8 protein-coding genes and 1 tRNA gene are annotated in these 14,295 nt (G+C 40.4%); 7 read left to right on the top strand and 2 right to left on the bottom strand.

Annotated features, from left to right (window positions below; all coding sequences use genetic code 11):
* Positions 1-167 precede the first annotated feature (167 nt).
* A complete protein-coding gene (locus tag MIC7126_RS0100940) occupies positions 168-1,187 on the bottom strand; it encodes a mechanosensitive ion channel family protein (protein WP_017651238.1) in 1,020 nt (339 codons plus the stop codon).
* A gap of 286 nt (positions 1,188-1,473) precedes the next feature.
* Here MIC7126_RS0100940 and MIC7126_RS0100930 point away from each other — a divergent pair, with 286 nt between their 5' ends.
* The 7 genes from MIC7126_RS0100930 to MIC7126_RS0100895 all read left to right on the top strand — a co-directional run bounded on the left by MIC7126_RS0100930 (position 1,474) and on the right by MIC7126_RS0100895 (position 13,522).
* Positions 1,474-2,391, top strand: a complete 918-nt coding sequence (locus tag MIC7126_RS0100930) for a histone deacetylase family protein (protein ID WP_017651237.1) — start codon at positions 1,474-1,476, stop codon at positions 2,389-2,391.
* 20 nt (positions 2,392-2,411) lie between these two features.
* Positions 2,412-6,890, top strand: a complete 4,479-nt coding sequence (locus MIC7126_RS0100925; protein ID WP_017651236.1) for a translation initiation factor IF-2 N-terminal domain-containing protein — start codon at positions 2,412-2,414, stop codon at positions 6,888-6,890.
* Positions 6,868-8,094 (top strand): hypothetical protein, encoded by a 1,227-nt coding sequence (locus MIC7126_RS0100920; protein ID WP_017651235.1) that lies wholly within the window; start codon positions 6,868-6,870, stop codon positions 8,092-8,094. Before MIC7126_RS0100925 ends, MIC7126_RS0100920 begins: the two co-directional genes overlap by 23 nt.
* A 287-nt stretch (positions 8,095-8,381) precedes the next feature.
* Positions 8,382-9,521, top strand: coding sequence for a glutamate--cysteine ligase (gshA, locus tag MIC7126_RS0100915; RefSeq protein ID WP_026099940.1), 1,140 nt, complete (start codon positions 8,382-8,384; stop codon positions 9,519-9,521).
* Positions 9,522-9,803: 282 nt separating this feature from the next.
* Positions 9,804-10,265, top strand: coding sequence for a tRNA (cytidine(34)-2'-O)-methyltransferase (locus tag MIC7126_RS0100910; protein ID WP_017651233.1), 462 nt, complete (start codon positions 9,804-9,806; stop codon positions 10,263-10,265).
* Positions 10,266-11,056: 791 nt separating this feature from the next.
* Positions 11,057-13,297 carry a peptidoglycan DD-metalloendopeptidase family protein gene (locus tag MIC7126_RS0100900; protein ID WP_026099939.1) on the top strand — a complete coding sequence of 747 codons (2,241 nt, stop codon included), beginning with the start codon at positions 11,057-11,059 and terminating at the stop codon, positions 13,295-13,297.
* Between the two features lie 151 nt (positions 13,298-13,448).
* A tRNA-Met gene (locus tag MIC7126_RS0100895) sits at positions 13,449-13,522 on the top strand.
* 12 nt (positions 13,523-13,534) lie between these two features.
* On the opposite strand, the gene MIC7126_RS0100890 is transcribed toward MIC7126_RS0100895, so the two are convergent.
* On the bottom strand, positions 13,535-14,293 hold the full coding sequence (locus MIC7126_RS0100890) for a hypothetical protein (protein ID WP_017651230.1): 759 nt from the start codon (positions 14,291-14,293) through the stop codon (positions 13,535-13,537).
* Positions 14,294-14,295: the final 2 nt, after the last annotated feature.

The raw sequence follows: 14,295 nt of genomic DNA, 5'->3' as shown, positions 1-14,295 counted from the left end.
GTAATATTTCTGAGATGTGAAAAGTCCAGAAAAAATGTTATTTTTAATCTATTACCACTGAGTTGAGGTCTTGTTTTTATGACCATTACTCCCAACCAACTCAAAACCGAGATTTTCTATGAGCTTATCTGTGGATGAAGTGGAAGAGAAAATTTAGATGTTGAATGTTAAGTTTTAGTCGGATTCTCCTGCATATATAATTCTCTGGAAGGAAAGGGGATTTTAATTCCTTCTTGTTGATAACGTTTGTGTAATTTTTTAATAAATAGATGTTTGCCTATGCGTTGATCAAAAAATTCGTTGACGCGCATGTAAAGTGTAAAATCTATGCTAAAGTCACCAAATTTATGAAATCTAATGTATGGTTCATTAGCGATTAATTCTGGTGCAATCTCTTGCATAACTTCTTTTGCAACTTCGACAGTCACACTTTCTACTTGTTCTAGGTCACTTTCATAATCTACACCGACATTAATTGTCAGGGTGATTTCTTTAACTGGTAGATGATAATTGGTGAAAATTGCTGAAGCTAGCTTAGAATTAGGGACAATAATCACATTGTTAGACAGTTCTTTGATAGTTGTATGTCGCCAAGAAATATCTGTAACGTATCCTTCGTGATTGGCTTCAAGTTTGACGTAATCTCCGGTTCTCACTTGTTGAGAAATAATTAAATAGAAGCCAGAAAATAAATTTTCTAGAGTATCTTTTAACGCTAAACCTACTGCTAAACCGCTAATTCCTAAAGTTGTAATTAACGGTGTGATTTGCACACCTAGTGTTTGTAAAAGGATGAGTGCACCTAAAACTAATACAGCAGATTTTGCTAGATTAGAAAGCAGAGAAGCGGAAACACCAGAGGTTTTGTGAATAAATAAACTGACAAAACCAGCAGATAATCTAGCTAAGACGAGAGTGATTGAATATAGCAGAATAATTGTCAGAATTTTTTGCAATACATCTGCAACATCTGGTTTGAGAGGAGAGGTAAGAATCGCCCAAAAAAAGCCAGCGATCGCTAACCAAATAAAAGTCATGCGATGCAGAGATTGAAAGATGATATCACTCCCCGGAATTTGTTTTTTAATAACAAATATTTTTAGCTTTTTAAAGATAACTTTTTCACCAATTATTCCCGCAAGTAAGCCAGCGAGGATAAACACAATTGGCAGAATCCATTGGATCATATTAATTCGTAATTAAAAGGTAGAGATGAAGGCTGGGTATCAGATGCTTCCCTTTTTTTATGCTGATTTTGAAATCAGACTCACCAATTTAGTATCATAATCGATTGGGTGAGCAATTTCATCGCTTGAATATTTAGGGAACCTGGAAAACTTTACCTTGTTAGCGCTCCTGGTAACTAATGAAAGTTTTTTGTGGTGTCGCATCTGGTTGAGAGAGAATAAAGCGATCGCTAACAGAATTGTCTAAAAATTGGGGATTACCGCAGAATAGTTCACAATAAATAATATGGATTTGCCAATCATTTATCACCCAGATTATATTGCACCACTGCCCCCAGGGCATCGCTTCCCGATGTCTAAATTTCGCCTACTCTATGAATTGCTGATAGGTGATGGGGTAGCGCAAATTGAACAGTTTCACACCCCAGAATCGCCGTCACCAGAGTTGATTGAGTTAGTTCACACTCCAGAATATGTGCAAGCATACTGTAAAGGCACCTTAGACGCCAAGGCACAGCGGAGGATTGGTTTACCTTGGAGTCCAGCCTTGGCAAATCGTACTTGTGTGGCAGTTGGTGGTACGATACTGACTGCCAAGCTAGCGCTGAGTCATGGTTTAGCTTGTAATACTGCTGGTGGAACTCATCATGCTTTTCCCAGTTATGGATCTGGTTTTTGTATTTTCAATGATATAGCGATCGCTTCTCGTGTTTTACAAACAATGGGACTGGTTGAGAAAATATTGATTTTAGATTTAGATGTTCATCAAGGTGATGGAACAGCTTTTATTTTTCAAGAAGACGATAGTGTTTTTACTTTTTCGATGCATTGCGAAGTCAATTTTCCTGGTACTAAACAAAAAAGTGATTTAGATGTACCGTTACCTGTGGGTATGGAGGATGATGACTATTTACAAACCTTAGCAAGATATTTACCAAATTTATTATCTACAGTCCAACCAGACTTAATATTTTATGATGCAGGTGTGGATACTCATATAGGCGATCGTCTGGGAAAATTAGCTTTAACTGACACAGGAATTTATCGTCGAGAAATGCAGGTTTTAACTACCTGTGTCACAGCAGGTTATCCAGTGGCTTGTGTGATTGGTGGTGGCTATGCTGATGATATAAAATCTTTAGTTTGGCGTCATTCTCTACTACATCGGGCTGCCAATGAAGTTTATCATCAATATACAGTTTGATATCATATTTCTTCACCATGATGAATAACACCAAAATTAGAATTTATGAATTATCAAAACAACTGAATTTAGACAGCAAAAAAATATTAGCAATTTGTGAACAACTTAACATCACCGCTAAAAGTCCCAGCAGCACCATCTCTCAAGCAGAAGCAGAAGTTATCATCACAGTCACTCAAAAAACATCCACCACATCTAAAAATTCTGCCAAGAAAAAAACAGATGTAGAAGATTGGGGTTATGGACTGATCAATTCATCAATTGATAGTTTGATTCGCCATCTTGAAGGACAATCTACACTAGAATCTTATACTGATTTTCAAGAGCGGCGAGAACGTGCTCATGAACTCATGTTTGAATGTGTTGGTAAACAAGCTTGTTTATTTTATATCAGTCGTCAGGGTGCGGGAAAAGATCCAGGAGAAGAAATTTGGGAACTGACAATAGCTACAGATAGAGATGATTCCCAATTACCTATCAGACTCAGAAAGTTAGGAAAAACCCTAGGATTTAAAGCCGCAGTGCAAAAAAATGGCAAGGGTGGTTTAAAAATATTATCAATTCAATTGCTACCACTTTCAAAAGGTAGTGCTGATGCTTATAGAGCAGCTTATCGCTTGCGTTTATGTCCGAATCACCAACATCATATTGATATTCCCTTTAAAGCATTAACACGCATAGCAAGTATGCCAGTTTGTGGGGATAATATACCCACAGAAGACCAACTCAAGGCTTGGAAAGCTTTTTTACAAATTGAAGAAAATATTGCCAAAGCACGTCAGTTTTGCGTAGCTTACAGTGGTTATAAATATGTTTCTAAAAGACAAGTTATTTTAGAAATTAATGTTACCTCCGCCACCCTTGACGGCTCCCGTGAAAATGCTTTAGAAGTCAAGAATTTTTGGGAACGAGTACAACGAGCTAAAAACGATGATTTAAAACTTTTTGAAACTGCTCCTGTAGGAAAAAATTGGTATAATGGTCGTCAATTAGGGTCGATTATCGGTATTGACTCTCAACGTTGTCTAATTAATTTACGGCTAGAACGGGAATTAGCTGATTATATTGCTACTGAACGTTATCAGTTACCAAATATTGGTTTTTTATGTTTTGAAGCTGTTGGTGACATCCAACAAATTCAGCGCAAGAAAAAAGCTTTAGAAGATTTAAATAACGGACGCACTCAAAACCCTTATTTGGGTAATTTTTTATTTGATGCTTCCCAAGCAAGACCAATTAAAAAAACTATTCAATTACAACCAAAAGATTTATTATTATCTGCTGCTAATCCAGGACAAAAAGCAGCAGTAGAAACCGTACTCGCAGCTGATGATCTTGTTCTCATTCAAGGGCCACCAGGAACAGGTAAAACAACCGTAATTGCTGAAATTTGTTATCAAATTGCTTTACGAGGTGGACGTACTCTCATCGCTTCTCAAGCAAATTTAGCTGTAGATAACGCCTTAAGTCGATTAGTTCACAATCCTGTAATTCGGGCTGTACGAAAGGGACGCGCTGAGAAAGTCGGAGACGAAGGACAGCCATTTTTAGAAGAAAAAGTGATAGGTACATGGTTAGAAAATACTGCTCATGACTGCGAAAATAATCTGCAGCAACGTCATGGTAATATCCAACTTTTCCGTCAATTATTAGCATTGTCTCCAAGATTCACAGATTATCTCCAAGTCGAAGAACAATTCAATCAACAACAAGAAGAATTTCAAAAAACTAAGATTGCTTTAGAGACAAACTTCAAAAATCAAGAAGCATCTTATACTGATAAATTAACTCATAAAAAAGAAATTGCATCTCTCTTAACAGATTTTGAACACTTGCTTTCTCCAGCAAATATTAATTGGGAATCATTAGAAGTTAAAAACTTTCTACCACGTCTGCAAACATATACAGAAGGTAACAATCAAGTCAAAGCTTTTTTATATAATGTTCGTCAAGCCATCAACTACACTGAGGAAGTAGGTTTAGTTCGCCCTGAATGCGGCGCATTTGGGCTAGCAGCTTGGTTACAGGAAACAGTAGTTACAGAAATCTTTGTACTAAAAACAGCATTGACTGATGCGGAAACTGCAGCTTTTGCTATGTCAGAAGTCGCAACTTTAGCACAGGTTTTTCAACAGAATGCTACCGATTTAAATCAATTACAAACAAATTATCAACAACTGTTGACCAAACAACAAAGTTTACAGCAAACTATTCGCGGTTGGGAAAATCGCCAACGGGAAATTAATTATATTATTGAAGCAGTGACAGAATGGAAGTCTACCGCAGCTTCTGAGTTATATCAAATATTAAGTGATTGTTATAAATCTGGACAACCATTAACAGAAAATATGGTGCAGTTACCATTGGGATTGTTAATGTTCGCCAGTAAATTAAAATTGTCAATCGTGCCAAAAAATTACAGTTTGATTTTGCCAGAATGGGAGCTTTTAGTCAAAGCCTTATCTTATGAAGCAGAGGGAGGTTTTAGCGATAGACGAGGTAAGCAGTATAATTTTAGTCACTTTTTACAACAAAATTTTAGCCAGATACCTATAATCTTATCAAATAGCGATCGCACTCAATGGCAACAAATTTTTCAAGAATTTAATAATTATCAATTACTCACCCAAAATCAGCGTAAATTGCTAGTTGAAAATACCCAGATTTTCTTGGTGAGAATCCGTCAAATTTATGGTAAATCATGGGATAACAAAAATCTCAATGCAACTCTCACCAGAATTACACAAGAGTTATTAGAACATATCCTGACAAATGCGCGCAAGTGTGTTGCCTATATTAAAACCGAAGCTGAACAAAATTTGCAACACCTACAAAAACAATTAAATGAACTAGATCAAAGCCTAATTACCCAACAACAAATATCCACAGCCCAAACTCAAGTAGAAAAAGAAAGCCAAGATGCTAATTTAAAGTTAGGACGAGTTTTAGAAATTTTGCAAAAAATTTACCAACAGCCGAATATACCTGATAAATTACGCACATTGACTGAAAAATACCTCAATAAACAATCCAACATTTGGGAACAACCACAAGAGTTTTCTCAAAAAGTACAGTCTTGGAAAAGTAACTTAAATCAGCTAGAACTATTAATTCCCTCATTAGATTATTTAGCAATGTTGGCTGCAACTAAAAATTCTCTGAATGAGCATAGTGAAAATCTCACAACAGAAGTTGAAATGATTAGAGTTGCTCTCAATCAAATACAAACACAAATCCACGAATTGACACAACCACTGTTATCAGAAAACTTAAGAGCAGAAAGAAACTGGTTGCAAGAATTATGGCAAATCATACCTGTTAAATTCAAGCCTGATATGGCTGATACAAATTTATTTAATATAGATTTGTTATATAAGATTAAAAATCAGTTTGAAACTTGGAAACAGGAACTGCAAAAAGAAGACAATTATATCAATAGATATGAGAATTTTGTGCAAGATTGGATTGCAAAGGTACGCAACCCTACAGAGAGCGATCGCCACGATTTAAGACGTATTTATCTAGACAACGCCAACGTCATCGGAATTACCTGTGTACAAGCAGCAAATAGAGAATTCTCAGAAGAATTTCAATCCTTTGACGTTGTGATTATTGACGAAGTTAGTAAGTGTACACCACCAGAGTTATTAATTCCCGCTTTAAAAGGTAAAAAGCTAGTCATGGTGGGCGATCATCGACAATTACCACCAATGCTTGACACTAGCACCATAGAAGAAGTTGCTCAATCACTGAGAAGTGGACGAGATGAAGTGCAGTTTTTAGAAGAATCTCTTTTTAAAAAGCAGTTTGAAACTGCTGATAACAGTATCAAGCAAATGCTAACCACTCAATATCGAATGCATCCATTTATTATGGGCGCAATTAATCAGTTTTATGATGGTAAATTAGAATGTGGAATTTTAGAACCTGACACCAAACGCGCCCATAATCTAGCAGGTGATATTATTCAACAAAACCATCATCTGATTTGGATAAAAATGTCAGAAACAATCGAATTTACAGAACAGCGTGAAGGAACTTCATTTTTCAATATTCCCGAAATTGATGTCATTGAAAATTTGTGTCAGCAATTTGAAAATACTTGGTCTTCTAGAGTTGCTAATGGTGAACCTAAAAAAGAAATTGCTGTGATTACATTTTACGGCGCTCAACTCAGAAAAATTGACGAACGCTTGCAATCTGAACTTTTCCCTTCACTACATATTCGCACTGGAACCGTAGATCAATTTCAAGGTATGGAAAGACCTATTGTAATTGTCAGCATGGTTCGCAATAATCATAGAGGCGATGTGGGATTTGCTAAAAAACCAGAACGAGTTAACGTTGCTTTTTCCCGCGCCCAAGAACTATTAATAATTGTAGGAAGTCACGATTTGTTTACTCAGCAACCCGGTAAAGTTGGCAAGATGTATTCTCAGGTTTCTGATATTGTTAACCATCACGGAGGTTTCATCGATGTTTCTCGCATCCTCTGCTAAACCAATTGATGAGCATCTCCATAAATTGATAGCTGAAATTGAATCACAAAATTCTAATATTTCAGTGATTATGGCGCGCCAATTCCACTACAACTTGCGTCAAAATATTATAGAATTAACTGTTCAAGAACAACGCAAATTTAATGTATTGGAAGAATTTATTATCCGCGCTGGAATTGAATTTGATCCACCCCCCAGCGGAGATGAATTAGCATCTGTACTTGGGCTTGATCCTATATTTGTCCGCAGTACTATTTCTAATTTACAAAAGTTACAAACTTTAGCAGCTAAATCACCAATTACAGTTACCGCTGAAGGACGAACTTTTTATGAAAAAGGTACTATGTTACAGGCTCCCTACTCCATACAAATATATGCTGTCACAGACCCTTTAACTGAAAAAATTACTTTACAATCTCAGTCTGCAAATGAAACTCCTATAAACCAGAACGATGCAGCAGTTTTTTTGAAAACTGATGATAAACTTAGCGATATTTCCACGTTAAGCCTTGAGGAATTAAAGCAAATTATTCAGCGGTCTGATTTAGAGTTCGATAATTCAGAAACAGGTAAGATTATTACAGCTTTTCGGGTACTATCTCCAATCAATAATATTGGTCAAAATTTATCGCTTTTTATAATATTTGATGAAATTAATCATAAATTAAGTATTGAAGTCAGAAAAAATCAGCAAGTCTTAAAATTACCATCAAGTATACTGGAATTTATTGCTCAACAATTGTGGATAAATGCTGTAAAACTCCGTGATTCACAATTAGCTATTGAACCTCTATGTATTTGGTGTGTCTTGGGTAAAGAAGAACTAGCGCTCACTACTATTCAAAAAAATAGCTGGTTAGAGCTTCTACCAGTGTGGTTAAATGTGGTACTTCAAGGATTAAAAAGAAAAAGTTTGTCTCCTATTTCAGGAACTTTTAAAACCGCTATTTCTTTGTTGAATGAAATTTCTGGCGAAGAAATATTTGTTGAGCCTCTAAAAATAGCATGGCGTCAAGTTATCGGCGCGATCGCTGTTGATAATTATGAAACAGCCAGTAATTTACTCAACACTGAAGCATGGGCCCAATTTCTCCGTCTCGATATCGCCCACAATAGTGATTCACCTGCTACATTCCTCTCGCAACATACTACGCCTCCTAGCCAAATTCAGCAAAAACAAGCGCCAAAGCACAAACGTAAGTGAGTAATATTTTGTAAAGCTGGGATATGCAACATTTTTTGCTACATTTTCTTCTCAGTATGTTTTATGACTAGTTCTAACTCCAGTAGATTATGTAAAATTACAACTCAATATATTGAGGAAATTTTTCATACTACCTTTCTCAATAAATACCCCCACACCAAAGAAAACATTAGTGGCTTTTTAGCAATAAATTCAATGATTCTTAACTGGGATTTAACAAGAATAACTGTGCAAAAAACCGTCTAATTCGATACAATCTATAAACTAGGAGAGGCGAGGAAAACAAAGTGGTCTTAACGAAAGGCTTTGAGATTGAGATGTACACTGGGACACCTCAAGGTGAAATCGTCGGTCTCTCCGACAAGATTGTCTCGGCTTTAGATGGATTTGTGCGGGAGCCTGATAGCCGCAATGTGGAGTACATTACTAAACCGCTGTATAACTACGACCAGTTGTTGTGTGCTTTGTTGAGTCCACGTCGGCAACTGCGACACTATATCCAGCGTTTGGGTAACTATACCTTAATTCCCGGTAGTACTTTATCTCTTGGGAGGAGCGATCGCTTTTTTCGCTCCGATCCCACAAACCCCTACCACGACTACATAGAACAAACCTACGGCACAAAAGTAGTCACCGCCAGCGTCCACATCAATGTTGGCATCAGCGATCCAGAACTCCTGATGCGCGCCTGTCGCGTGATTCGTGTGGAAGCCCCCCTATTTCTAGCCCTCAGCGCCTCATCTCCATTTCTGGATAGTCAAACCACAGGCTATCACTCCACTCGCTGGGGAATCTTTCCCCAAACCCCCGCCCATGTACCCCTATTCGCCAGCCACGCCCACCACATCCAATGGGTAGAAGAACAGCTAGCCGCCGGGACAATGCAAAATGTCCGCCATTTGTGGTCATCAGTACGCCCCAATGGCGATCGCCGTCCCTATGATTTGAATCGTCTAGAATTGCGAATTTGTGATTTGGTTACAGATCCCATAGCCTTACTCGCCATTACCGCTTTCTTAGAAGCGCGGCTGTTACAGCTAATTGACCAACCAAATATAGATCCTCTAACTCAGAGCACTCTCTCACCTACAGAACTCGTCACCTTAACGGCAGAAAACGAAGCCGCAGCCGCATCTGCCAGTTTAGATGCCCAACTCAAGCGTTGGCAAGATGGCAGCACCATCATCGCTAGAGATTGGATTGAGGAACTGTATCAGGAAGTTTGGGCGATCGCTAAACAACAAGGTTTTAGCTGTTTCCTGTCCCCCCTACGCAAAATACTCCGCGAAGGTAATGAAGCCCAACAATGGCTGCAACTCCACGCAGTCGGATTCGACTGTCAGCGCGTCATCACTCAGGCGATCGTTGCTACCCAAGAACGGGAAATCGAATTAGAAAACAAATTGTGTTCTTCCCAGGTGGTATGACACCCCATACTGTGTCTTCTGACTAATGGTAGATTTCTCAGAGGATATACGGAATTTTCATCAAACATCAAGAAATCTCATCTTCACAAAGCAAATATATTTCTTGAGAGTGATGAAAACTGCTTTGGTATATAGCTTTCAGATATACTTTATCTGTTCAAAAAATCTAATCGATAGAGGTAATTCGGGTCTGATTAGTAAAACCTATGGATAGCTTCTATCTCTATATAGATTTAGTAAAGTAGATACAGTGTTTTCTACAATACATTTATTTCCTTGACGATGGTGCAGGTAGTTCTAGTCAACCCACAAATTCCTCCCAATACAGGCAATATAGCCCGCACCTGCGCGGCGACGGGAACAGAATTGCATTTGGTGGGGCCTTTGGGGTTTGAGATTAGCGATCGCTACCTCAAAAGAGCCGGCTTAGACTATTGGCCTTATGTGAAACTTCACTATCACGAGTCCCTAACAGCCTTTGAAAGCCTACGTCAACAACGAGGCGGTAGACGACTAGGATTTAGTGTGGGCGGTAGTTTGAATTATTTAGAATTTCGATTTCAATCCGGCGACTGGTTGTTATTCGGTAGCGAAACCACTGGCTTATCTCCAGCAGTGCTATCGGCTTGTGACACCACCCTCCACATTCCCATGGCTCAACCCCAAGTTCGCAGCCTGAATCTATCCGTGAGTGTAGCAGTAGGATTATTTGAAGCTCGTCGTCAGTTAACTTACCTACAGTAGCCTCTTTCTAGAAATTATAAGTAAAAATACTTAATAAATTCAAAAGTTTTATGAAGTAAGCAATCTCTTTCAGCAAAAATATTCATTGATACAACATTAAAAATGTGAACAGGTATACTTGACTTGGATAGATTGCCCGAAACACAGTGCTAAACACTTACGCACACGAGTCAGGTTATATAAGAAATTTGTATATCACAAGTGAGCCGATGCCGGATTTGAATCATAGGTTTTCATGAATTTCGGCGAATTAGGATTGGGGAACAAACACCTTGAAAAGCAGTCTAAAAGGGCATTTGAGCAACTTTGATTCCAAAAGCATTCTTCAGGGGCGCAAATATCGGTGCGAGTTTACACGGTTGTTTTTTGGGGAATAATCAACGTAAAGTCTCGTGTTTAGAAGGCGGATTGGAAAAAAATATCTTGAACATATTTACAGTGGGAAGCATTGTTTTTCCAGAGGTTATAGCTAGTAAATTGCAGACAGAAGTAAACGCGGCAAAGCCAGTGCTTGTCAAGTTTCTACGGATTGAGCAAGACGGGCAATGAACTACTGCAAAGAGCAAAGCGTCCCAGGGTGTGAAGAGTGAAGCAGACAAGTCGGCACAGCAATTTTAAAATTTTGCAAGCAAAGTTTGATCTTGTCTAAATCAGAGAAGCAGGTTAATCTTGCGTAAGTATCTCTGGTGGGTGTGATCTTGATCTGTCTCTTGATGTGATCTAAATCATTGACTAGTATCAGACTGAAAAATTAGGTCAGTTAAGCGCTAGTGATCAATAGGAGGTCGTCTTTGAAACGAGCATTGAAAAAGAGAGTAACGGCTGTGCTGAAAAATACTTCTAACAGCGATGATGCCCCGGTGGAGCAGCTCAATGTAGTAAATTCCAAAGCTAATCATCGGGCGCGGACAAACTTCGCCATGATTGGCCTAGCGATCTCGATGGGAGCAACCAGCCTCTTGGTGACTCGACAAAGCGATCAAGCCCAAGCAGCAGCTCCTGTCGGTAGCCAAAAAGCAGCCTCAGCGATTCCTGCTGCTCCAGATACGGAAATGAAATTTGCTACCACTAAGTTAGAGGCTCAAAGTGTCTCATCAGCGAGTGTGCCGGCAAACCCCGTCATAGTGGAACCAACAGCAATTTCGCAAGTTCCTGGGCTTGAAGCTAAGTTACAAGTCGCAGGTGCAAAATCTGTACAAGTTCCCGCATCAACAGCAACTGTCAAAGCTTCGCTGTATTTGCACCCCCAAGCAGTACCAAGTTCGTCAGTCAGCCAGCCCAGAGATGTGACAAAGCTCTCCAGCGCTAGCGGTCTTAGCGGCTCTCAAACCAAATCGCTGACAAACCAGCCAGCAGCAGATCAAGCCGTTAACAGTGAAGTCAATGCACAACTGAAAGCGCAGCAAGAATTTGCATTGAATCGCTTACAGGAAAAATCGAACCGTCTAAGAAAGAGTCTGGCGGAGTTGCGGTCTGGGGAGACAAAAAATTTATCAAAAGTTACAAATGAGTCGGCGTCTTCAACAGTAGAAGAAACAGCGGCACAAATCAATGTCAGCAACACAGCAACACAACAGTTGCCAAATGTGGCTGATTCCAAGGAAACTGACCCAGTATCCAGCACAGAACAGGCGGGAGTTGTCAATTCCACCTTAACAGCACCCAAAACAGCCACACTCAAAGTAGCTAACCTACCCAATCCCGAAAGCTATGAAGTGAAGCCAGGAGATACACTAGCAGCGATCGCTAGCCGCTACGGTATTTCCGTATCAGAACTCATCAGGGCAAACAATCTCACCAATCCCAATCAACTGCAAATCAGTCAAAAACTGATCATTCCCGCTCCTGGGGTTGCTCGCAGCATCGCTAACCAGTCTCAGTTAGCAACTGACCCCATTGTTGTGCAGTCTAGTATTACTCCCAAGTTAGCTGCTCCCTCAGTCAACGCACCCAGTGCTAACTTGAACCTACCCATGGCGCCGCAGTTATCGGTTATTGGTGACAGCAGCACCATCACAGTACCAACACCCATAGGTGTAAACAACCAGCTAGGGACAAATATTAGCTCAGGTAATTCCTATGGCGTCGGTGGTGATACCCCCATGCCAAAAGCTTATGCTCAAATCCAGTTGCAGACAAAACCCCAGAAGGTCGCCAGAACAAAAGGTAATGAGCGGCTGCGGAGTTTACAAGCAGAAATTGAGAGGCTACGGAACAAATACCGCGCTCAACAAGCTGGTGTAATTGAGCCAGATACCGCAGAAACAGACAGCGCTGCAGTGTCAGTTCCTGTTCCCAGCCCAAACAACTTTGCGGTGTCTAGCCCCAATGCTCTACGGAATGCAGTACAGATTCCCGTACCTTCTCCTGTAGGCACTGTTAACTACGGTGCTCAACCCGCTCAATTACCATATCGGGCGACTCGACCCAACGAGCCAATCAACCCAGAGTTTCTGCCCAACCAAGCCGGTGGTCAGTCACCTGATGAGTCTCGTTCTCGTTTGGTCGTCCCCTCCGGCGTTAATGCTTCAGACTCCCTAGGCAGGATGCGAGGCACTAGAGTATCTCCACAGTTACCACCCTTGGCAGCAGTAGATCAATACCTGCCCAGGACAATAGATGAAGCTACTCCCCCTCCATCTACCTCCTCTGCGGCTTATGCATGGCCCGCAAAAGGCGTTTTAACCTCCGGTTTCGGTATGCGTTGGGGACGCCCACACAAGGGAATTGACATTGCTAATGCTGTTGGTACACCAATTTACGCATCAGCCGATGGTGTCATCGAAAAATCTGGCTGGAACAATGGTGGCTACGGTAATCTTGTAGACATCCGCCATCCTGACGGCAGCATGACTCGCTACGGTCACAACAGCAAGCTACTCGTACGGGCGGGTCAGCAGGTGCGCCAAGGTGAAACAATTGCTTTAATGGGTAGCACTGGTTTTAGTACCGGGCCACACACCCATTTTGAAATCCATCCAGCAGGTAAGGGTGCTGTTAATCCAGTTGCCTTACTTGCTAGTCGCATCTAGTGCTAGTTGTCCATAACTTAACCATGCTTTGAGGGAGGGAGTTAACTCTCTCTCTTACTGTTTTTAATTGGGATTTGAGAGAATTTGTAGCCCATGAGGCTAGCGATCGCTAATTGCTCATGCTACACTGATGAAGCGTGAGATTCAGCTTGGCTCAGTAGCTCAGTTGGTTAGAGCACGGGACTCATAAGCCTGGGGTCGTTGGTTCAAATCCGACCTGAGCCATTCTAAAACTGATTATTTTAAAGACCAGCCTAAACTAGTTGGCTGTTCATATACCTTTTTTAAGGTGTTGATATCTCTGGGCGAAATCAGCGGTGGTTGACGCACTTGGGAAAAATAGAGAGCATCTGTTGGCAGCAAGCTGTGTCCCCAAATTCCCAAAGCGTGACCAAGTTCGTGACGAATAGCCGCAGGGACATACTCGCCCGTTTGACTGGGACTCAACAAGATAGTGAAACGGTGAGATAAAACATGGTTGTTAATATAAAATTCATAACTAGTTTGAGCAGAGCGCGCCCGGAGTGGCTTTCCTTGTAAGGGTGGCACTTTTCTCAAAATTTGAATATCAGCCGTTTCTGGCTGTTTGACTACCAGCAAAGGTAAATAATTATTCCACTCTTGTACGGCTTGTAGAACACCTTGAATCCAGACTTTTGCTTGGGGTTCTATATAGACGCGAATTGGAAACCGTGACCAAACTAGATAACCAACCTGGGTAGGCGTAACTTGGTCAAAATAGTCGCCGCTATTGGTGGTGTCTTGCCATTTTGTTAATGTGGGCGGTAGAGGATGGGAAGACGAGGGGGTGGGGAGAGAAATTGCTAATTTTAGTTCATGTTTTGGTGATTTTGTCAATAAAGCGGGAGATGACAGGTTGGTGAAAATGACAAGCAGCCCTGCGCCAATAGATAAGGCCAGAACTGCTATCAAGCGCCGCCAAATTAGATAATTTTTCGGGTTATTAGGTGTTGGGTATCGGGATTTTCTCCCCATAC

The organism is Fortiea contorta PCC 7126 (assembly GCF_000332295.1).
In the GTDB taxonomy this organism is placed as follows: Bacteria; Cyanobacteriota; Cyanobacteriia; order Cyanobacteriales; family Nostocaceae; genus Fortiea; species Fortiea contorta.
The sequence above is the reverse complement of the archived record's forward strand: the minus strand, read 5'-3'. Positions and strand labels throughout refer to the sequence as shown.